This window comes from Bacillus sp. FAU18 (genome assembly GCF_056033885.1).
The window spans coordinates 230,001-250,717 of sequence record NZ_JBVYHZ010000003.1; the positions used below are offsets into that span (position 1 = coordinate 230,001).

The window sequence follows — 20,717 nt, forward strand, 5'->3', positions numbered from 1 at the left end:
TTGCCGGTGTGGCGGAATTGGCAGACGCGCACGACTCAAAATCGTGTTCCTTCTGGAGTGTCGGTTCGACCCCGACCACCGGTATACTGAAAAACCCGTTTCTTAACAGAAACGGGTTTTTATTTTTTATTTACTCAGCGTATTGGTCTAGGATCTCTTCTAGCACCTCTTCTAGCTCTTCTGTATCTTCAAGCTCTGATTGGCTGAAACGGACGCGTACAAGCTGTTCTCCGTCATTATACATCTCTTCCAGCCACCCTCGGAGTCCTCTAGCTCTGCGGTCGACTTCGAAAATGATTTCCAAACCGTCTTCGTCTAAAAGGAAAATGAGCTCTAATTCATCAAGCATCTGACGATAATATCCGGAAGTCGGAACGAATTCGAATTCTTGAACGAACGGAAGACGACGCTGGAAGTAGGGCGCTTGTTCGCAGTCTGCTTCGTTAAGACGGAAGCCCAGGTTTTCGATTGCTTCAAGCACATTTTCAATCCAAGGGTGCGCTTCAACGAAAATGCGGTCATGATCGGATTTATCGATACCGCCTTGAATGTCAAGGTCTGTCACCACGGCAACCTCTACTTTCCCTACAGTGATCGGCGTATCTAGAGGCAGAGTGAATGTGAACGGAAATTGATGCTCTTCACCAGGCTGAATGGTAAATGAACCAGTGACCCGGAAAGAATGAATTGTAGCGTATTTCCGGTGCTCTTCATCGTCTTTTACAATGACATACCGTGTGCTAAGCTGTAAATCGATATAACGGATGTCCTGAGCGATTTTTCCGCCTTTGACATGTACCGTTCCCCGTACTTCTTCTCCTGGAAAATATGCGTCTTTTTCTAAAATTGTATCTACTTTTGCAGCTCCAATTCCGGCACTTGCCGCAAGCTTTTTAAAAAATGACATGTTAGATCTTCCCCTTTTTCTTTTTTCTCAACAGATATACGTAAGAAGGAGGAAAAAAGATTCGTTTAATTCATACTTTTTTCCTATTATTCGTCTCGGCCTAGGGACAGACTAAGAATAATATTGAAAATAAAGGAGTGGATGGAAGTGAATAAAGAAAGTTTGGTTGCAGATGAATTACACAGAATGTTTTTGGCTGGTGAGCTGCAAATCACAGTAGAGGAAGATATAAACAATATTTCCGAAAGGCTGAGAAACGGCGATCTCAGTTTAGACCGATTAAGCGGTGAAGACGCGTTTATAAAAGAAACGGTAAACGAGGCTTTAAGAAGAGTGGAGCAATAAAAAAGAGACGGCATCTCATCTTTGAGATCCCGTCTCTTTTGGTGGTCTTTGCTGTAAGATAAAAGCGAATCGATTTGAAATTGCTCACCCGAGCCACCCCTTTTCTAACAGAAAATCTGACAGTTCATCTTGGAGATGAATGGCTGTATCTAATTGATCATGCAACGCTCTTCTGATGTGGGGATTTTCGGCTTCTGTTATTGCGACAGTGTATTTGTTAATGCTGGTTTTTATTGTTGTTAACAAATCAAGAATATCTTTGGGGCAAAGACTTTGTTCAATGGGAAACCACCTCCTTTGTTTTTTTAGCAGCTCCTGATAAGAAAGTATTTGGCTTTGTTTCTTGCTTCTATACAAAATGCTATAATAAGCAACAAATTTGTTGGGGGGTGTGATGATGAAGCAGATTATTGCGATGGGGGGCGGGGGTTTTTCGATGGAGCCGGATAATTTGTCCCTCGATCAATATATCCTCAATCAATCAAAACGAGAGCAGCCTCGTATTTGTTTTTTGCCGACGGCGAGCGGAGATTCCCAAAACTATATTCAGCGGTTTTATCATGCATTTCAAACACTGGATTGTGTGCCGTCTCATTTATCTTTGTTTAAGCCGCCATCAACAGATTTAGCTTCTTTTGTTATGGAAATGGACGTGATTTATGTTGGCGGGGGAAATACGCGGAATTTACTTGTGTTATGGAAAGAGTGGGGCTGGACCATATTCTCAGGGAAGCATGGAAGAACGGTGTGGTCCTAGCTGGATTAAGTGCCGGTGCGATCTGCTGGTTTGAAGAAGGGGTGACAGATTCAGCCGGACCGCTGACAGGTTTGAAAAGTTTAGGTTTTTTGCAAGGGAGCTTTTGTCCCCATTATGACGGGGAAAAGGATCGGAGACCGGCATACCACCAGTTGATATCTAACAAGTTCTTATGCAGTGGCTATGCAGCGGATGATGGGGCTGCTCTCCATTTCATAAATGATCAGCTGTTTCAAACCGTGAGTTCAAGAGCGGGTGCAAAGGCATATCGGGTGATAATGGGGGAACATGAAGTATCTGAAATCCCGTTGCCGGTCAAATATTTGGGATGAATTAGCTGAATATTTTCTATATTCCTCTTTTTTTCAGATTGGTTTTATGTTAAGATGAGGGCGAAATCAATAGTTACTGGGGGTGCCCGCTTTCGGGCTGAGAGGGAAGGTAAGCTTCTTAACCCTTTGGACCTGATCTGGTTCGTACCAGCGTGGGGAAGTAGAGGAATAGTTTTTGTTATTGTCGTGCTGGGCAATAATATGTTTCTTTCTGACTGTAACCGGGTTCATTTATATGAATCCGGTTTTTTGTGCTGGTTATGGGCTTGATTTTGTCCTTTCAAACGTAGAGAGGGGAAGGAAAAGTAATGCAAAACAATTCAGTGCAGCAAGCCAACATTTCCATTATGTCAAGTTTTTCAGGTAGCAAGAAGGTATACGTGGAGGGTTCTTCTTCGGACATCCAAGTGCCGATGAGGGAGATCCTATTGAGTCCGACGACGGGATCGTTCGGCGAAGAGGAAAACGCGCCTGTGCGTGTCTATGATACAAGCGGACCGTATACGGACCCTGGAGTAACCATTAATATTCAAGAAGGATTAAAGCCGCTCCGCCAAAAATGGATCACAGAGCGCGGTGACGTGGAAGAGTATGAAGGTCGGGCTATAAAACCAGAAGATAACGGTTATAAAAAAGCAAATCCAAACGTAAGCTACCCAGGATTAAAGCGGAAACCGCTGAGGGCGAAGGCAGGTCAAAATGTTACTCAAATGCACTATGCAAAAAAGGGGATCATTACACCTGAGATGGAATTTATCGCCATTCGTGAGCATGTGTCTCCTGAATTCGTCAGAGACGAGGTAGCCAGCGGCCGGGCGATTATTCCTTCAAACATTAATCACCCTGAAAGTGAGCCAATGATTATCGGCCGGAATTTTCATGTGAAGATTAATGCAAATATCGGGAATTCAGCGGTTACGTCATCCATTGAAGAAGAAGTGGAAAAAATGACGTGGGCCATCCGCTGGGGAGCAGATACAATGATGGATCTCTCTACCGGAAAAGATATTCATACGACGCGTGAATGGATTATCCGCAATTGCCCCGTGCCTGTGGGAACTGTTCCGATTTATCAGGCGCTTGAAAAAGTAAACGGCGTAGCGGAGGATTTAACGTGGGAGATTTATCGTGATACGCTAATCGAGCAGGCAGAGCAGGGAGTGGATTATTTTACGATTCACGCGGGTGTTTTGCTTAGGTATGTACCGCTGACTGCCAAACGGACAACTGGTATTGTGTCACGCGGGGGAGCGATTATGGCGCAGTGGTGTCTGGCTCATCATCAAGAAAGCTTTTTATACACACATTTTGAAGAAATATGTGAGATTATGAAAACGTATGATATTGCTTTCTCTCTTGGGGATGGTTTGCGTCCCGGATCAATTGCTGATGCCAATGACGAAGCGCAGTTTGCTGAATTAGAGACGCTTGGAGAGCTGACGCAAATTGCCTGGAAGCATGATGTTCAGGTGATGATTGAGGGGCCTGGACATGTTCCGATGCATAAAATCAAAGAGAACGTCGATAAACAAATGGACATTTGTAAAGAAGCGCCTTTTTACACATTGGGGCCGCTGACAACGGATATTGCCCCGGGATATGACCATATTACTTCAGCGATCGGAGCGGCGATGATCGGTTGGTACGGGACAGCAATGCTTTGTTATGTAACGCCGAAGGAGCATTTAGGGCTGCCAAACCGTGATGATGTTCGTGAAGGAGTCATTACATATAAGATTGCTGCGCACGCTGCAGACCTTGCAAAAGGGCATCCTGGGGCGCAAATCCGGGATGATGCGTTATCGAAAGCCCGTTTTGAATTCCGTTGGCGGGATCAGTTTAATCTATCTCTTGATCCAGAGAGAGCGCTTGAATACCATGATGAAACCTTGCCTGCTGAAGGAGCAAAAACCGCTCACTTTTGTTCCATGTGCGGTCCGAAATTTTGCAGCATGAGAATTTCACAGGATATTCGGGATTATGCGAAGAAAAACGATCTCAGTGAAGCAGAAGCCATAAATAAAGGATTAAAAGAAAAAGCAAAAGAGTTTGTCGATACGGGAAGCAATTTATATCAATAAAAAAGATGAAGATGGAGAATGCTCCATCTTCATTTTTTTTTAGAAAAACAGAGAGCGTCGAAGCGGCGGAATACTCTGTTCAAAGCGGAAAACATTTTCTGGATCATATTTCGTTTTGACACGGCGGAGTCGTTCAACGTTTTCGCCGTAATATGTTCTTGGCCAGTTTCTGATTTCGATATCTGGCCAATTTACGTAGTCTCCCATCGTTTCTTTCGATAGTCCGGATCATCCCGTGTTACGATACGTCCGGTCAATTTTGTCTTTTCCACACTCCCACCTCTCTTTCTCTCGTATTCTAGTTTCTCTAGCTTATGCGTTAGGGGAAAAGAGTGTATAAGGAAAAAGCGGGGATGCAATCTGATACAGTGTCAACACTCTCAAAAAAATAGTTGACAGGTCGGTATTGTATGAATTAACATGGTCAGTACAAATTTTTCAAATTTATCGCGCTGATCGGAACACCGAAGGCTCTTATCGTTTAGATAAGGGCCTTTTTTGTATGAAAAAGGAGGGATTATTGATGGGAGTCAAAAAAGAAAAGGGGAGAAAACGATTCAGGAAGCGAAAAACCTACGGGAATCAGATTTTGCCGCTTGAGCTGCTGATTGAAAAAAACAAACGAGAGATTATAAACAGCGCGGAGCTAATGGAAGAAATTTATATGAAGATTGATGAGAAGCATACGCAATGTGTAACTAAATATAAAAAAACCCGCTGATTACAGCGGGTTTTTGCATTTCTACATTAAGCATCTTTTTTAATCGGCAATCCAAGGCCTTCTGCCACGCGTTTTCCGTATTCAGGATCCGCTTTGTAGAAGTGCTCGATTTGGCGCAGCTTGATTTCTTCTTTTTCTACCGGCTTCATAGCATTAACGATATTTTCAACAAGGCGGGTACGTTCATCTTCACTCATTAAACGATACAGATCACCGGCTTGAGTGTAGTGATCGTTGTGATCGTAGCTTACGCTGTCAGCGATACCTTGTACCGGATATGCTGCTTGCTTATCCTCAGGTGACTCTTTTGGACCGCCGAAGCTGTTAGGCTCGTAATACACAGATCCGCCGCCGTTATCGTCAAAGCGCATTTGTCCATCACGCTGATAATTGTTTACTTTGTTGCGTGCGCGGTTGATTGGCAACGCTTGATGGTTTGCACCGACACGGTAGCGGTGTGCATCATGATAAGCAAACAGTCGGCCTTGAAGCATTTTATCCGGTGAAACATCAATACCGGGCACGAGTGTTCCAGGTGAAAATGTCGCTTGTTCTACCTCTGCAAAGTAGTTTTCCGGATTTCTGTCTAGAACCATGCGTCCGACCTCGATTAACGGATAGTCTTTCTGAGACCAAACTTTTGTGACATCAAACGGATCGAAACGGTACGTGTTTGCATCTTCTAAAGGCATGATTTGCACATATAGTTTCCATGCAGGATAATCACCGTTTTCGATTGCATTGAAAAGGTCTTCTGTATGGTAATCAGGGTTTTCACCGGCAATTTTTGCTGCCGTATTGACATCAAGGTTTTTCACGCCTTGTTCCGTTTTAAAGTGATATTTAATCCATACGCCTTCGCCATCGGCATTTGTCCATTTGAATGTATGGCTTCCGAAGCCGTGCATGTGGCGAAGTGTTGCAGGAATTCCGCGGTCAGACATCAGGATTGTCACTTGGTGAAGTGACTCTGGTGAAAGTGACCAGAAATCCCATACAGCCGTAGGGTTTTTCAGGTGTGTTTTTGGATCTCTTTTTTGTGTATGGATGAAATCAGGGAACTTAATCGCATCGCGGATAAAGAATACAGGCGTATTGTTGCCGACGATGTCGTAGTTTCCTTCTTCAGTATAAAATTTAACAGCAAATCCGCGCGGATCGCGAACTGTGTCAGCAGAGCCAAGTTCACCGGCAACTGTTGAGAAACGGATGAACAACGGTGTGCGTTTGCCGACTTCAGAAAGGAAAGCGGCTTTCGTGTATTTTGTTACGTCGTTTGTCACTTCAAAATATCCGTGTGCGCCTGCTCCTTTGGCGTGAACAACACGTTCAGGAACACGTTCTCGGTTGAAATGGGCCAATTTTTCGAGTAAATGTACATCTTGAATTAAAGTTGGTCCGCGAGAACCGGCAGTCATTGAGTTTTGATTATCTCCAACCGGAGCGCCCCAGCTAGTTGTCAGTTTATTTGAACTCATGTTATCACCTCTTGGAATTTATAAGAACATAATATCATCTCTAAGTAAAAAGTCAATATTATTTTATAATTATTATAAAATAGTTATCTCTATTAATCGATATCTAGTATCGAAAGTGTTGAAAAACCTTGTTGTAACAGCTTTTTATGACACTTAATAATTTTTGGAGAAATAATTTTTCCTTCTCTATTTGCGAAACAAGCAGAGTAAGTGATAAACAAGGATATCAAAAATCGTATTTAAAAAAGAGTTGACATATCGGAATAATTTGAATTAACATGTTATTCAAACAAAAAAACAATTGGGCAGCTGATCGGACCGCCGAAGGCTCTCATCTCTACAAGAACAGAGATGGGGGCCTTTTTGTTTTTTTTGAAGGCGGGGTTGGCAGAAAGAGAGGGATAAAAGTGGCTGTGACCATCAGCATCAAAGAAAAGGCATTTGTTCAAGAGGGCCGCAAAAACACGGTCTTAGAGAACATAGAATTATCAATCGCACCAGGCGAATTTCTAACGCTTATCGGACCGAGCGGGTGCGGAAAAAGCACCCTGTTAAAGATTATTGCAGGGCTTGATTCTGAATATGACGGGAGTGTTGAAATTAACGGCCGCAGCGTAACAGCTCCGGGTATTCAGCAAGGATTTATTTTTCAGGAACACCGCCTCTTTCCTTGGCTGACTGTTGAGCAGAATATTGCAGCCGACTTGAATTTGAAGGACCTAAAAGTCAAACAAAAGGTGGATGAACTGATCGAGATTGTCAGATTGAAAGGATCGGAAAAAGCATATCCGCGCGAGCTGTCAGGCGGCATGTCACAAAGAGTAGCCATCGCCCGGGCCCTTCTGCGGGAGCCTGAGGTGCTGCTTTTAGATGAACCGTTTGGTGCACTCGACGCTTTTACAAGAAAACACCTGCAGGACGTGCTGCTGGATATATGGAGGAGGAAAAAAACAACGATGATTCTCGTGACTCATGATATAGAAGAATCTGTTTATTTAGGAAATGAGCTTGCGATCCTTAAGGCCAAACCGGGGAAAATCCATAAGCTGATGCCCATTCACCTGGCGTATCCGCGGAACCGGACGACTCCGGATTTCCAAGCGATCAGACAGAAAGTGCTTTCGGAATTCGAGAAAACAGAAGATTTGGAGTACGCAGAAGGATCAGGGATATAGAAAGGGCGGAAGCGGAAATGAAAAAAGGACTCATTGTATTGGTTGCCGTTATTTTTCTGCTCGCAGGCTGTGGAGCAAATGGAGCCAGCGGTGACCACAAACAATTGAAGGAAATTCGTATTGGTATTCAGCAAAGCTTAAGCCCGCTTTTGATCGCAAAGGAAAAAGGCTGGTTCGAAGATGCATTTGAAAAAGAAGGCATCAAAGTGAAATGGGTGGAGTTTCAAAGCGGTCCGCCCCAATTTGAAGGCCTTGCGGCAGACAAACTTGATTTTTCTCAAGTCGGTAATTCGCCTGTGATCGCTGGACAGGCGGCAGGCATTGACTTTAAAGAAATCGGTTTGTCTCAGGACGGTTTGAAAGCAAACGGCATCCTTGTCAATCAAAACAGCGGCATTCAAGACGTTAAGGACTTAAAGGGGAAGAAAATTGCAGTCGCCAAAGGCAGCAGCGGGTTTGATTTTTTGTATAAAGCGCTTGATCAAGTGGGGTTGTCAGCTAACGATGTGACAATTATTCAGCTTCAGCCTGATGAAGCAGCTTCCGCATTTGAAAACGGATCTGTTGATGCCTGGTCCATTTGGGAGCCGTACTTGTCCTTAGAAACAATAAAACACGGAGCAAAAATCCTTGTGAACGGAGAAAGCACAGATTTATATTCACCGGGTTTTACTTTAGTAAGAACAAAGTTTTCAGAAGAGCATCCAGACGAAGTGGTCCGTTTTCTGAAGGTGTTTAATAAAGCCGTTGTATGGCAAAAGGAACATCTGGATGAAGCAGCGGACTTATATTCTGACATTAAAGATCTCGATAAAAAGGTCGTCGAAAATGTGCTGAAAAATACTGAACCTCTGAATGAGGTCATCAGTGACGACATTGTGAAAGCGCAGCAGGAAACAGCAGATTTTCAATTTCGAACAAAGGCGATAGATAAGAAGATTGATGTGAAAGATGTTGTCGATAACACTTTTATCAAAAAAGCATTAAAGGAACATTCCTCAGGAGGTGATCAATGATGAAAGCAGAGGCTGCGGGCTCGCTGCCCAAAACGAATGCGGAAGCGGTGCGAAAAAAGCCCGGAAGGAAGAGATACGGCTGGATGAAGGGGCTTTTACTGCCCGCTGTCATCATTGCCATCTGGCAGGTCATCGGCGGGCTGGGGGTTGTGTCCGCTACAGTGCTGCCTACACCTGTTACGATTGTTCTGACCTTTAAGGAGCTTATTTTGTCCGGCGAACTGTTCGGCCATCTGCAAATCAGCATTTATCGGGCGGCGCTTGGTTTTTTGCTTGGCGCGGGGCTTGGATTGATGATCGGGATTTTGGCCGGATTCTCCAAACGGACGGAGCTGTATCTTGATCCGTCGTTGCAAATGCTTAGAACCGTACCTCATCTGGCCGTCACGCCGCTGTTTATTTTATGGTTCGGATTTGACGAAGTATCTAAAATTTTGCTGATTGCGCTCGGTGCCTTCTTTCCTGTCTATATCAATACGTTTAACGGCATCCGCGGGGTTGACGCGAAGCTGTTTGAAGTCGCCCGGGTGCTTGAATTTAAATGGCATCAGCAGATATCCAAAGTGATATTGCCGGCAGCCCTGCCCAATATATTGCTAGGCATTCGCTTATCGCTCGGCATTGCATGGCTCGGGCTCGTTGTGGCAGAGCTGATGGGCTCAAGCTCGGGAGTCGGCTATATGATCATGGATGCGAGACAGTTTTCACAAACGAATAAAGTCTTTGCAGGGATTATCATTTTTGCAGTGGTTGGAAAGCTGACGGATTCCTTTGTCAGGATGCTTGAACGAAAGCTGTTAAAGTGGAGAAACAGCTACGAAGGATAAAAGATATAAAGGGGAGATGAATATGGAAATTCTTTGGTTTATACCGACTCATGGAGACGCGAGATATTTAGGATCTGAAAGTGATGGACGGACTGCGGATCATCTTTACTTTAAACAAGTCGCGCAGGCGGCAGACAGGCTGGGATATACAGGAGTTCTTCTGCCAACGGGAAGATCGTGCGAGGACCCGTGGCTTACAGCGTCGGCACTGGCAGGAGAAACAAAGGACTTAAAGTTTTTAGTCGCGGTAAGACCTGGTTTAATGCAGCCTTCTTTAGCAGCCAGAATGACATCCACCCTAGACCGCATTTCAGACGGCCGGCTGCTGATCAACGTTGTGGCTGGGGGCGATCCGTATGAGCTGGCAGGCGATGGCCTGTTTATCAGCCATGATGAGCGCTACGAGGCAACAGACGAATTTTTAACCGTTTGGCGGAGACTTTTGCAGGGAGAAACGGTTTCCTATGAAGGAAAGCATATAAAAGTGGAAAACAGCAATCTGCTTTTCCCGCCGCAGCAAGAGCCGCATCCGCCCATCTATTTCGGTGGTTCGTCACAGGCTGGAATTGAAGCTGCCGCAAAGCATACAGACGTGTACTTGACATGGGGTGAGCCGCCTGAACAAGTAAAAGAAAAGATAGAGAGAGTCAAAAAGCAAGCGGAAAAAGAAGGGAGGTCCGTTCGATTTGGCATTAGGCTTCATGTCATTGCTCGTGAAACTGAACAAGAGGCATGGGAAGCGGCAGAGCGCTTGATCAGCCACTTGGATGATGACACCATTGCCAAAGCGCAGGCAGCTTTGAGCCGTTACGACTCTTCAGGCCAGCAGCGGATGGCCGTCCTTCATCAAGGCGATCGGACGAAGCTTGAAATCCGCCCGAATCTGTGGGCGGGGATCGGCCTGGTCAGAGGAGGGGCAGGAACAGCTCTTGTTGGTGATCCGCAGACGATTGCCGACCGGATAGCGGAGTACCAGGCACTCGGCATAGAATCGTTTATATTCTCAGGCTATCCGCATTTAGAAGAAGCGTATTATTTTGCAGAGCTTGTATTTCCGCTTTTGCCGTTTGAAAATGATCGGACGAGAAAGCTTCAGAACAAAAGGGGAGAAGCGGTAGGAAACACTTATTTTGTCAAAGAGAAAAATGTATGAGTTTAACTAAAATACAGCCCCCGAACATGGTATGATATTCAAAAAAAGAGGGCTTTTTTTCTGAAAACATTGAGAAGCGCGGCAGTCATTTGTCTCATAGCTATGCTGTCAGCATGCGGACATTCAAAACAGATGGAAATCAAAGCGGCGGACATATCAGATCTTGAAAAAAACAGAATGGATGTCGCAGCTTCACAGGCATTCACTGCCGAAGCCGTCAATATCGGTGAAGGTATTTCTTCAGCTGACATGTACATCGAACATTATCAAAAGGGAAAGCTTGTTGAGAGGTTTGGACCGGTTCGTGCAGATTATTCAGAGGAAAAAACCGATACCATACAATTTGTTTATTTTGAGAATGAAGAGGGGGAAGGAAAGAATAAACATACCACCATTCATTTTGGCATTGTAGATAAACAGGGAAATATAGCGGCTGATTCATCGGTGAAACGCGACGATAGCACAACACAGGAAATGACTCAGAATATTTCATCGCCGGAACCAATTACTTTCGAGAAGCCTGCTTTGATCGGCAGCAGTATTAGAGGGACTGACGAGACAATGCACACCTCTGAACATAAAAAAGAGCTCATTAAGCATCAAGATGCGTTACTGTATTATGTGGAATTGCATCATTAGAATGGGCGGCTTCAGGCCGTCTGTTTTACAAAGCGGTATGCTTGCTTTTTTGAATGGTGCATGATACATTTTAAATCGTAACAATTTCGATTTAAAAGGGAGGCTATGTGACTTGGCTAAAAAATCAAAAGTGGCAAAAGAGTTAAAACGCCAACAGCTTGTTGAGCAATACGCTGGTATTAGAAGCGAGTTGAAGGAAAAAGGAGATTACGAGGCACTCAGCAAGCTGCCAAGAGATTCAGCACCGGGAAGGCTTCACAACCGCTGCATGGTAACGGGGCGCCCGAGAGCATATATGAGGAAGTTTAAAATGTCCAGAATCGCTTTCAGGGAGCTGGCCCATAAAGGCCAGATTCCCGGTGTGAAAAAAGCAAGCTGGTAAGAAAAAACTCCGGCCGATTACAGCGCGCCGGAGTTTTTTTCGTTTTTCTTGAAAGAGATGACGTAGGAAAGGTGCTGGATGATCATGATGATAAACACAATAATAATAGGGAAAAACGGAATACGTGATTGAAATAGCGGATAAAAAATGAGAAGAACCGCTGCGGCAGGCAGCGAGAAGTATACAGCGATATATGACGCGCGACATGCTTTTGCCGTCATCATCTGCTCTCTTTCATCCTGCTCTTCAAACTCATCAGGCAGAAGAAGCTGCTTTCTGGCAGGGCGGCTTTTTTTCTGTAAGTACAAATAAACCGCAGACGCCGCAACAAACAGAATAAAGGGGGTGAGGTTTAATTCAAATACCATCCCGCCGCTCTTTGTGCGAAAAAAAGATGCAATGCCTTCTGACGCTTCAAAGTATGCAATCAGCGTCCAGCATGCAAGGCCAAATAACACAAGTTGAAAAGCTGCTTTTGTTTTCATGCTCATCTTAGTTTTCCTCCTCTAACCAAAAGACATCCTCCATTTTCATGGAGAAGGTTTTGCAGATTTTCAGTGCTAACAGCAGTGAGGGAACATAATCGCCTTTTTCGATAGCAGCCACAGTCTGTCTTGTGACGCCGACTGTTTCTCCTAGTTTTTCCTGAGAATAGCCGAAGCGTGCCCTCAGCTCTTTTACTTTATTTTTCATCATGACGTCTGTCCCCTTCACAATCTCGATTGATTATATTGTATAGTATACTTAACATTATGTAAATGGAACTTAACAACTTTACAAAAAGATAACTTTTTTTCGACAAAATTTTTATATTCCCTTGACGAAAAATAAATAAACATGTAATATAAAAAAAGTCAGAGCGGTACTGTTACTGACAACCACAAATGCGGGTGTAGTTTAGTGGTAAAACCTCAGCCTTCCAAGCTGATGTCGTGAGTTCGATTCTCATCACCCGCTCCATACATACGTTATTAACGCAGTGTTTCGTTTCTCAGATAAACGAAGTATTGCGTTTTTTTATGTAAAAAAGAACACGGTATTCGTGTTCTTTTACGTAAGCCAATGTACTGTATGGGTGCCGCCGTGAATTTGTTCAAACATTTTCGTTAATGATGATAAGAGGTTAACAGCGCTGCTTTTCTCAATGGATGGCGGGAAAAAAATGATTTGCAGCATATTCTTAGTCTCGTTTGAAACGGGATAGTGGTTGACGTTGTTTTTGAAATCGCCAAATACGCCGTTTTCATCAGAGAAAATCAATATGTTTTCTTTTTCTCCCAATGAGATCCGGACTTGCTCGTGAAGCTTGCCGGCATCATAAATCATAATGGGCAGAGAATATTTTAATGCGAAAAAATTGATTGTGTCATGGGCCGAGTCTTTACTTTCCATGAATTGTTCCTTGGATATTGGGACCAGCATGTCCTCCATTGGGGTTGTTTCTCCCTCAAATGAAGGGTTAAGCTGTTTAAAGAGTTCCTGCCATTCCTTGACGAAGGATTCATCGGATATACCGCAGTCCGCATAGTCGAAAAACAAGGATTCTTGAAACAGGCGGAGTCTGCCTTTCAGCATTTGCGGTGAGGAGCCGACTTCGATATTCTCATAAATGACAGCAGCTGCATGTAAGCCGGCCGCACGTTCAGTAATAACAGAATCAAGTTTGATATTCACTAGCATTCACTCCAGTTACGTGATATCAACCTATTATAAACGCTGTATCGTTTTATCACAAAGAAAGGAGGCTGTGCAAAACATGAACGTTTATCAGCTCAAAGAAGAATTAATTGAATACGCGAAAAGCATTGGCGTGGACAAGATTGGTTTTACGACTGCTGATACTTTTGACAGTTTAAAAGACCGTTTGATTCTTCAAGAATCGCTCGGCTATCTCTCCGGCTTTGAAGAGCCGGATATCGAAAAAAGGGTGACGCCAAAGCTTCTTTTGCCGAAAGCGAAATCAATAGTGGCAATTGCTCTCGCATATCCTTCCAGAATGAAGGATGCGCCGAGAAGCACGATAACTGAGCGCAGGGGCATTTTTTGCAGAGCCTCCTGGGGGAAAGACTATCATGATGTGCTGAGGGAAAAGCTTGATCTGCTGGAGGATTTTCTAAAAAGCAAGCATGAGGATATCAGAACGAAGTCAATGGTTGATACAGGTGAATTGTCTGATCGCGCCGTTGCGGAACGTGCCGGAATCGGATTCAGTGCGAAAAACTGTATGATCACAACGCCCGAGTATGGCTCTTATGTGTATTTGGCGGAAATGATCACAAATATCCCTTTTGAGCCTGATGTGCCGATTGAAGATATGTGCGGGTCCTGCACGAAATGCTTGGACGCCTGTCCGACGGGAGCACTGGTTAATCCCGGACAGCTTAATGCGCAGCGCTGCATCTCTTTTCTGACCCAGACAAAAGGATTTTTGCCTGATGAATTCCGGACAAAAATCGGAAACCGCCTGTACGGGTGCGATACGTGCCAAACGGTATGCCCTCTCAATAAAGGGAAGGATTTTCATCTTCATCCGGAAATGGAGCCTGATCCTGAGATTGCCAAACCGTTATTGAAGCCGCTTTTGACCATCAGCAATCGGGAATTTAAGGAGAAATTCGGGCATGTCTCAGGTTCTTGGCGCGGGAAAAAACCGATTCAGCGAAACGCCATTCTCGCGCTTGCGCATTTTAAGGATGCTTCCGCACTGCCTGAATTGGCGGAATTGATGCACAAGGATCCGCGTCCTGTCATCAGGGGGACAGCCGCATGGGCAATCGGGAAAATCGGAGACCCCGCATACGCGGAAGAGCTTGAAAAAGCGCTGGAAAAAGAGAAGGATGAAGAGGCAAAGCTGGAAATTGAAAAAGGAATTGAGTTGCTAAAAGCTTCAGGCATGACTAAACAAGGCCTGTCCTGACATACGTATAGAGCAGAAGGAAAAAACACTTGAGATCATCCAAGTGTTTTTTCTCTATAAAAAAGTATGGCGGGTGGGGTGAGCTTGAAGCACATTTTAGAACAATTAGCGGAGGAGCGGCTGGGCTTTCTGGTTAACGGGCATGCTATGAGACAGGAGTCTCAAGTCGGAGACCTTAAAGTCATGGAGCGTAAGAAAAAGCTTCTGGAAAAACGTAAAGTTGACATCATAAAAGCGAAAGCAAAGGCCGTGATTAATCATGTGCGGGTTGAGGATGACGGAACGACCTGCCTTTCGTATACCATCCATTACGAATACGTGTGTAAGGAACAAGATGACAGCTTGTATATAGAAGAGCACATAGAGGAGCGAATGGCTTTCCTGTATGATCACATTTTGATTAGTGATCAGGAAATTGCGAAAAAGCAGGCTGGATTTCATGAAGGGACCAGTATTATTGACTATTCTGAAGCTGAAGAGGAAAGAGAAGCGTTTGGCAGGGCTTTTCAATACGATCGTCTCGGCGCTGTCCAATATGCCGAGAAATTTTGGAACAAGCGCAATCCTGCTTATAAAAATTTCAGCGATAACTGTACCAATTTTATTTCTCAGTGTCTTCATGCAGGAGGCGCGCCGATGCGCGGTCATCCGAACAGGGGATCAGGCTGGTGGATGAAACAAAGCTCATGGAGCTACAGCTGGACGGTGGCTCACTCTATGAAAATGTATTTGTCGAATTCAAAGGCCGGACTGCGTGCGGTGCGGGTGAAATCAGCGGAAGAACTGATGCCGGGCGATGTGATTTGCTATGACTTCGAAGGAGACGGCCGGTTTAATCATACAACGATTGTCGTGGCAAAGGACAAAGGCAATATGCCGCTTGTCAACGCCCAGACCTATGACAGCCGGATGAGGTATTGGTCATATGAGGATTCTACGGCATACACACCCTCAATACGATATGCCTTTTTTCATATCGTTGATGATACGACAAAAGAGTAATTAATGTTATAATGATGGGCGGATAAGAAAAACAGAGGTGAACATTGTGGCATTACATGTCGTTTTATATCAACCAGAAATTCCCGCTAACACAGGGAATATTGCACGTACTTGTGCAGCAACCAATACAACGCTACACCTGATTCGTCCGCTCGGCTTTTCAACGGATGATAAAATGCTGAAGCGTGCCGGACTCGATTATTGGGAGTTTGTTAACGTTGTGTATCATGATTCGTTAGAAGAATTGTTTGAGGCATATGAAAAAGGCCAGTTTTTCTTTATTACAAAATTTGGCCAGCAGCCTCATACATCATTTGATTACACTGATCTTGACGAGGATTATTTCTTCGTGTTCGGAAGAGAAACAAGCGGTTTGCCAAAGGATTTAATTCAAAATAATATGGACCGCTGCCTGCGTCTTCCGATGACAGAGCACGTCAGATCGTTAAATCTGTCCAATACAGCCGCGATTCTTGTTTATGAAGCGCTGCGCCAGCAAAATTACCGTGATTTAAAATAGTGAAAAAACCCGCTCATCGATGATGGGCGGGTTTTTTGCAGATGTTGAAATGCTTTGTTTCGTTTTTGGGCTTAACAACGTAACAGTGTTATGTTACAATGTACCCATCAAAGGAGCTGGACTTATGGAAGAACAATTAATCTCTAAAAAAGAATTACTTGAAAGAACATCGATTTCATACGGTCAGCTGTATCGATGGAAGCGGAAAAACTTAATACCTGAGGAATGGTTTATTCGTAAATCCACATTTACAGGGCAAGAGACGTTTTTTCCGAGAGAGGAGATTTTAAAACGTATATCAATGATTCAAAAGATGAAAGAAAATTTGTCTTTGGATGAAATGAGGGAAATGCTGTCGCCGAAAATGAAGGATGTCAGCATGACCGCTGATGAATTGCTTCATAAGGGTTTGGTTTCAAGGCCTGCTCTTGAAGCCTATTCAGAAGACGGAGAAAGTCGGGTTTTTTCATCCAGCGATTTGCTTTCGCTGTATGTGCTTGAGGGACTGCTGCAGTCTGGAAATGTCAGCCTTGCAGAAGCAAAAATGGCTGCAGAGGTATTAAAGAAGCATGATACTGAAGAGATTGAAAAACAGACGGAGCTGATTGTGCTCCGCAAGCTCGGTGTCACAACTTGTTTTATAGCGGCTGCGGCGGACAGCATTTTGTTTGAATCATCCGTAAAGGTTGTGGAACGGATAGATTTATTAAAAGCTTCAGAGGAATTAAAAACAACATTTATGCAGGAGGGCCATCAATGGATGTAGTGGAAAAGCTGGTGATAAACGGATCAGGAAGTTCAAAGGGAGGAACATTTCAATCTGTTGAGATTAATGGCAGCGGGACAGTGGCCGGGGACGTGGAGTGTGACACTTTTTCTTTTAATGGAAACGGAAAAGCGGACGGCAGCGTCAAAGCGAAAGCGGTAACCATCAGCGGTTCAGGAAAGATACATGGAGACGTTGAAGCAGAATCTATCCGGATGAATGGCACTGGTTTTATTCAAGGAGAGGTATCTGCAAAACAATTGAAAATCGCTGGATCATCAACATTTGGCGGCACTGTCAAGGCTGATGCCATTGACATTAGCGGAAAAGCTGTCATGGAAGCAGATTGTGAAACAGAAACCTTTCAATCAGAAGGGAAATGCAAAATCAGCGGGCTTTTAAATGCAGACCAGGTGATCATTAAGCTTTCTGCAGGGGAAAGCTATGCGCGGGAGATCGGCTGCCGCCATCTTCAAGTGACCTGCAGAAAAGGAATGCTGACATTGCTCAGATTGATGCCGCAGCCTGTTCTAACAGCAGAGCTGATCGAAGGTGACGTGATTGAATTGACAAATACAAAGGCGAAAACCGTGCGCGGAAATAAAGTGGTCATCGGCCCGGATTGCCAGATTGAAACTGTCGAATACAGCGGGGACTATACCTGTGACCCAAGCGCATCGGTTGAAACATCTACAAAGTTGTAAGGAGGATCGTAATGGAGACAACAAAACTGGGAAATTTAAAATTATATGGCGCTGGGCATGCCGCAGGAGGCGCGTATCACAATGTCAGCATCAAAGGAGAAGGTGTAGTTGGAGAAGGGCTGTCTGCTGTAGGCTGCCGCATATACGGAACGGGCCTTTTTCTCGGAAAAGCAGAGACTGAGCGGCTGCGTGTGCTCGGAGAAAGTGAATGTAAAGGCGATCTGACAGCCGGCAAAATCAATATATATGGGACAATGAAAGTCAGCGGCTCACTTCAATTTGATCGATTCAATCTGAAAGGCCAGACTGAAATTGGCGGGAATATGACTGGAGAATCCTGCGATGTGAAAGGGAAGCTTAGCGTAAAAGGTGATTGTGAAACAGAAATGTTCCATGTCACAGGCTGTGTTGATGTATCGGGGTTATTAAATTCGGGTGAGATCAAGCTGGGATTGAGCCATGATATAAGCCATGTGCAGGAAATCGGCGGAACAACAATTACAGTGAAAAGACGCGCGAGTTTTTTTAACCGGAAGAAAGGGAAGCTGATCGCCGATGTCATAGAAGGCGATCGGGTTTATTTGGAGAATACCGAAGCGGCAGTCGTCAGGGGAAAAGAAGTGATCATCGGGCCAGGATGCAGCATCGGAACAATTGAGTACGAAAACAAATATGAATGCAATCCGCATTCACAGATTAAAGAAAAAACAAAACTATAAAACATTGTTCTGTTATATAAAAAGGGTGCTCTTTCAGGAGCACCCTTTTTTATTCTTTTCCAGGCTTGCTTTCGTATCCTGCGGTAAAAATTGATACTAAAAAAGTGACAATGACACCCATCATGATGATTGTTTTCACCGTCTCTCCCCCTCTTCAATTTTTCCGTGCTGTCCGAGTCTGGATGATTCTGTATTTTTCTTTATTATGAACGGTCGAAGTCTGCCTTGTCAACGATGTATAAGTATCTTTATTTTTAAGAAACCAAAGCATGTATCACGAGATGGCGGCATAGATTGTAACAAAGTACCTTATTTGCATAGTGTATCAAACATGATAGAGGAGGTCCTTATGGATATATTAAAGAAAATTGAACAGTACAGAGAGGAAGAGCAGCGGCTGAAATGGGAAGGAACTTTCGCCGATTATTTGGAGATTATTAAAGAAAATCCGATGGTCGCGCAATCTGCTCATTCTCGAGTTTTTAATATGATAAAAGACAGCGGGATAGAGGAGATTGACGGACGCAAGAAGTACAGTTTTTTTGACCGCGAGCTGTTCGGGCTTGAAGAATCTCTGGAGCGTCTTGTGGAAGAGTATTTTCATCCGGCTGCCAAACGTCTAGATGTCAGAAAGCGGATTCTATTGCTGATGGGGCCTGTGAGCGGCGGTAAATCCACGCTGGTCACGATGCTCAAAAAAGGTCTCGAAGCGTACACGCTGACAGATAATGGCGCTGTATATGCGATTAAAGGCTGCCCGATGCACGAGGACCCTCTACATTTAATCCCCCATCATTTACGCGATGACTTTTACAGGGAATACGGCATTAGAATAGAAGGAAGTCTTTCTCCTTTAAATGTCATGAGGCTGGAGGAAGAGTACGGAGGAAGAATTGAGGATGTGAAGGTGGAGCGCATCTTCTTTTCAGAAGATAAGCGTACGGGAATTGGAACATTCAGTCCCTCTGATCCGAAGTCTCAGGATATTGCCGATTTGACGGGGAGTATTGATTTCTCAACAATCGCCGAGTACGGTTCAGAATCGGATCCGCGCGCTTACCGGTTTGACGGAGAGCTGAATAAAGCGAACCGCGGGATGATGGAGTTTCAGGAGATGCTGAAATGTGATGAGAAATTTCTCTGGCATTTGCTTTCCTTGACACAGGAAGGGAATTTTAAAGCTGGGCGGTTTGCGTTAATTTCTGCTGATGAGCTGATCGTGGCTCACACGAATGAAACGGAGTATCGCTCATTTATTGCTAATAAGAAGAATGAAGCCCTGCACTCAAGAATCATCGTGATGCCGGTTCCTTATAATTTAAAAGTGTCTGAGGAAGAGAGAATTTATGAAAAAATGATCGCTGAGAGCGATGTGGCGGATGTTCATATTGCCCCGCATACGTTGAAGGTCGCCGCGATGTTCTCAATCCTTACCCGGTTAAAAGAGCCGAAGCGGTCGGATATTGATCTGGTCAAGAAAATGAGACTGTATGATGGAGAAAGTGTGGAAGGATATAATTCTGTCGACGTTGAGGATATGAAAAAAGAATATAATGATGAAGGCATGAGCGGCATTGATCCGCGGTACGTGATCAACCGGATTTCTTCAACGATTATCAGAAAAAATATGGAATCGATTAATTCTCTCGATGTCCTTCGCTCCTTAAAAGAAGGTCTTGATCAGCACCCATCAATTTCAAGCGAGGACAGGGAGCGGTATTTGAATTTTATTTCTGCCGCCCGCAAGGAATATGACGACATTGCGAAAAAGGAAGTTCAAAAAGCGTTTGTGTATTCGTATGAAGAATCAGCAAAAACACTTATGGACAATTACCTCGATAACGTAGAGGCCTATTGCAATAAAAACAAGCTTCGTGATCCTTTGACTGGAGAGGAAATGAACCCTGACGAAAAGCTGATGAGATCCATCGAAGAGCAGATCGGCATTTCGGAAAACGCCAAAAAAGCGTTCCGCGAAGAAATTTTAATCCGCATCTCGGCCTATGCGAGAAAAGGCAAGCGGTTTGATTACAATTCCCATGAAAGACTGCGTGAAGCTATCCAGAAAAAGCTGTTTGCTGATCTGAAGGATGTCGTTAAAATTACGACTTCAACAAAAACGCCGGATGAGCAGCAGCTGAAAAAGGTAAACGAAGTCGTGGCCCGTTTAATTGATGAGCACGGCTACAACTCGACGAGCGCCAATGAGCTGCTGAAATATGTCGGCAGCCTGCTGAACCGATAAGCAACGTGACCCGTCCGAATAGGGCGGGTTA

Annotated in this window: 22 protein-coding genes, 2 tRNA genes, 2 pseudogenes and 1 riboswitch; of the genes and pseudogenes, 19 read left to right on the forward strand and 7 right to left on the reverse strand. The window is 44.3% G+C overall.

Annotation, left to right across the window (positions count from 1 at the left end):
• Positions 1 to 2 precede the first annotated feature (2 nt).
• A tRNA-Leu gene (locus AC0OMU_RS01405) sits at positions 3 to 84 on the forward strand.
• 46 nt (positions 85 to 130) lie between these two features.
• On the opposite strand, the gene spo0M is transcribed toward AC0OMU_RS01405, so the two are convergent.
• Positions 131 to 907, reverse strand: a complete 777-nt coding sequence (gene spo0M / locus AC0OMU_RS01410; RefSeq protein ID WP_015383158.1) for a sporulation control protein Spo0M — start codon at positions 905 to 907, stop codon at positions 131 to 133.
• A 141-nt stretch (positions 908 to 1,048) separates the two neighbouring features.
• Here spo0M and AC0OMU_RS01415 point away from each other — a divergent pair, with 141 nt between their 5' ends.
• Positions 1,049 to 1,252 (forward strand): hypothetical protein, encoded by a 204-nt coding sequence (locus AC0OMU_RS01415; RefSeq protein WP_014479229.1) that lies wholly within the window; start codon positions 1,049 to 1,051, stop codon positions 1,250 to 1,252.
• Between the two features lie 84 nt (positions 1,253 to 1,336).
• On the opposite strand, the gene AC0OMU_RS01420 is transcribed toward AC0OMU_RS01415, so the two are convergent.
• Positions 1,337 to 1,609: a spore coat protein gene (locus AC0OMU_RS01420; RefSeq protein WP_015383160.1), complete on the reverse strand. Its 273-nt coding sequence runs from the start codon at positions 1,607 to 1,609 to the stop codon at positions 1,337 to 1,339.
• Between the two features lie 37 nt (positions 1,610 to 1,646).
• On the opposite strand from AC0OMU_RS01420, the pseudogene AC0OMU_RS01425 reads away from it, so the two are divergent.
• A pseudogene (locus AC0OMU_RS01425) lies at positions 1,647 to 2,341 on the forward strand (Type 1 glutamine amidotransferase-like domain-containing protein).
• 68 nt (positions 2,342 to 2,409) lie between these two features.
• Positions 2,410 to 2,517, forward strand: a riboswitch (TPP riboswitch).
• A gap of 132 nt (positions 2,518 to 2,649) precedes the next feature.
• The gene (thiC, locus tag AC0OMU_RS01430; RefSeq protein WP_015482983.1) at positions 2,650 to 4,422 is read left to right on the forward strand and encodes a phosphomethylpyrimidine synthase ThiC; all 1,773 of its coding nucleotides are present in this window, start codon (positions 2,650 to 2,652) and stop codon (positions 4,420 to 4,422) included.
• Positions 4,423 to 4,461: 39 nt separating this feature from the next.
• Here the strand turns inward: thiC and AC0OMU_RS01435 are convergent.
• Positions 4,462 to 4,650 (reverse strand): annotated as a pseudogene (locus AC0OMU_RS01435) (BBE domain-containing protein); the annotation flags it as partial.
• 295 nt (positions 4,651 to 4,945) lie between these two features.
• Between AC0OMU_RS01435 and senS the strand changes: the two are divergent.
• Entirely contained in the window at positions 4,946 to 5,143 is a 198-nt protein-coding gene (gene senS, locus AC0OMU_RS01440; protein WP_003245192.1) for a transcriptional regulator SenS, read from the forward strand.
• A gap of 26 nt (positions 5,144 to 5,169) precedes the next feature.
• Here senS and katA read toward each other — a convergent pair whose 3' ends face one another.
• The gene (katA, locus tag AC0OMU_RS01445; RefSeq protein WP_327830958.1) at positions 5,170 to 6,621 is read right to left on the reverse strand and encodes a catalase KatA; all 1,452 of its coding nucleotides are present in this window, start codon (positions 6,619 to 6,621) and stop codon (positions 5,170 to 5,172) included.
• 407 nt (positions 6,622 to 7,028) lie between these two features.
• On the opposite strand from katA, the gene AC0OMU_RS01450 reads away from it, so the two are divergent.
• The 6 genes from AC0OMU_RS01450 to rpsN all read left to right on the forward strand — a co-directional run bounded on the left by AC0OMU_RS01450 (position 7,029) and on the right by rpsN (position 11,813).
• Positions 7,029 to 7,796 carry an ABC transporter ATP-binding protein gene (locus AC0OMU_RS01450; RefSeq protein WP_474240854.1) on the forward strand — a complete coding sequence of 256 codons (768 nt, stop codon included), beginning with the start codon at positions 7,029 to 7,031 and terminating at the stop codon, positions 7,794 to 7,796.
• Between the two features lie 17 nt (positions 7,797 to 7,813).
• A complete protein-coding gene (locus AC0OMU_RS01455; RefSeq protein WP_063334930.1) occupies positions 7,814 to 8,812 on the forward strand; it encodes an aliphatic sulfonate ABC transporter substrate-binding protein in 999 nt (332 codons plus the stop codon).
• Entirely contained in the window at positions 8,809 to 9,639 is an 831-nt protein-coding gene (locus AC0OMU_RS01460; protein ID WP_474240855.1) for an ABC transporter permease, read from the forward strand. Before AC0OMU_RS01455 ends, AC0OMU_RS01460 begins: the two co-directional genes overlap by 4 nt.
• A 22-nt stretch (positions 9,640 to 9,661) precedes the next feature.
• Positions 9,662 to 10,792 carry an FMNH2-dependent alkanesulfonate monooxygenase gene (ssuD, locus tag AC0OMU_RS01465; protein WP_474240856.1) on the forward strand — a complete coding sequence of 377 codons (1,131 nt, stop codon included), beginning with the start codon at positions 9,662 to 9,664 and terminating at the stop codon, positions 10,790 to 10,792.
• A 102-nt stretch (positions 10,793 to 10,894) separates the two neighbouring features.
• Complete coding sequence (locus AC0OMU_RS01470) at positions 10,895 to 11,431, forward strand: hypothetical protein (protein WP_063335120.1); 537 nt, start codon at positions 10,895 to 10,897, stop codon at positions 11,429 to 11,431.
• Between the two features lie 112 nt (positions 11,432 to 11,543).
• Complete coding sequence (rpsN, locus tag AC0OMU_RS01475; RefSeq protein ID WP_015383171.1) at positions 11,544 to 11,813, forward strand: 30S ribosomal protein S14; 270 nt, start codon at positions 11,544 to 11,546, stop codon at positions 11,811 to 11,813.
• Positions 11,814 to 11,830: 17 nt separating this feature from the next.
• On the opposite strand, the gene AC0OMU_RS01480 is transcribed toward rpsN, so the two are convergent.
• Complete coding sequence (locus AC0OMU_RS01480) at positions 11,831 to 12,304, reverse strand: hypothetical protein (RefSeq protein WP_047182327.1); 474 nt, start codon at positions 12,302 to 12,304, stop codon at positions 11,831 to 11,833.
• Position 12,305: 1 nt separating this feature from the next.
• Positions 12,306 to 12,506 carry a helix-turn-helix transcriptional regulator gene (locus AC0OMU_RS01485; RefSeq protein ID WP_047183550.1) on the reverse strand — a complete coding sequence of 67 codons (201 nt, stop codon included), beginning with the start codon at positions 12,504 to 12,506 and terminating at the stop codon, positions 12,306 to 12,308.
• A gap of 193 nt (positions 12,507 to 12,699) precedes the next feature.
• Here AC0OMU_RS01485 and AC0OMU_RS01490 point away from each other — a divergent pair.
• Positions 12,700 to 12,773: transfer RNA gene (locus AC0OMU_RS01490), tRNA-Gly, on the forward strand.
• A gap of 90 nt (positions 12,774 to 12,863) precedes the next feature.
• Here AC0OMU_RS01490 and AC0OMU_RS01495 read toward each other — a convergent pair.
• Positions 12,864 to 13,487, reverse strand: coding sequence for a B3/B4 domain-containing protein (locus AC0OMU_RS01495; RefSeq protein WP_047182328.1), 624 nt, complete (start codon positions 13,485 to 13,487; stop codon positions 12,864 to 12,866).
• Positions 13,488 to 13,569: 82 nt separating this feature from the next.
• Between AC0OMU_RS01495 and queG the strand changes: the two genes are divergently transcribed.
• The 7 genes from queG to prkA all read left to right on the forward strand — a co-directional run bounded on the left by queG (position 13,570) and on the right by prkA (position 20,686).
• Positions 13,570 to 14,730 (forward strand): tRNA epoxyqueuosine(34) reductase QueG, encoded by a 1,161-nt coding sequence (gene queG / locus AC0OMU_RS01500; protein ID WP_474240857.1) that lies wholly within the window; start codon positions 13,570 to 13,572, stop codon positions 14,728 to 14,730.
• Positions 14,731 to 14,796: 66 nt separating this feature from the next.
• A complete protein-coding gene (locus AC0OMU_RS01505; RefSeq protein WP_080030648.1) occupies positions 14,797 to 15,732 on the forward strand; it encodes an amidase domain-containing protein in 936 nt (311 codons plus the stop codon).
• 37 nt (positions 15,733 to 15,769) lie between these two features.
• Positions 15,770 to 16,252, forward strand: a complete 483-nt coding sequence (gene trmL / locus AC0OMU_RS01510; RefSeq protein ID WP_003233442.1) for a tRNA (uridine(34)/cytosine(34)/5-carboxymethylaminomethyluridine(34)-2'-O)-methyltransferase TrmL — start codon at positions 15,770 to 15,772, stop codon at positions 16,250 to 16,252.
• A 124-nt stretch (positions 16,253 to 16,376) separates the two neighbouring features.
• Positions 16,377 to 17,018, forward strand: coding sequence for a YhbD family protein (locus AC0OMU_RS01515; RefSeq protein ID WP_015482991.1), 642 nt, complete (start codon positions 16,377 to 16,379; stop codon positions 17,016 to 17,018).
• Positions 17,009 to 17,722, forward strand: a complete 714-nt coding sequence (locus tag AC0OMU_RS01520; protein ID WP_015383176.1) for a bactofilin family protein — start codon at positions 17,009 to 17,011, stop codon at positions 17,720 to 17,722. Before AC0OMU_RS01515 ends, AC0OMU_RS01520 begins: the two co-directional genes overlap by 10 nt.
• Before the next feature lie 11 nt (positions 17,723 to 17,733).
• On the forward strand, positions 17,734 to 18,441 hold the full coding sequence (locus AC0OMU_RS01525) for a polymer-forming cytoskeletal protein (RefSeq protein WP_015383177.1): 708 nt from the start codon (positions 17,734 to 17,736) through the stop codon (positions 18,439 to 18,441).
• 349 nt (positions 18,442 to 18,790) lie between these two features.
• Complete coding sequence (prkA, locus tag AC0OMU_RS01530) at positions 18,791 to 20,686, forward strand: serine/threonine protein kinase PrkA (protein ID WP_014476240.1); 1,896 nt, start codon at positions 18,791 to 18,793, stop codon at positions 20,684 to 20,686.
• Positions 20,687 to 20,717 lie beyond the last annotated feature (31 nt).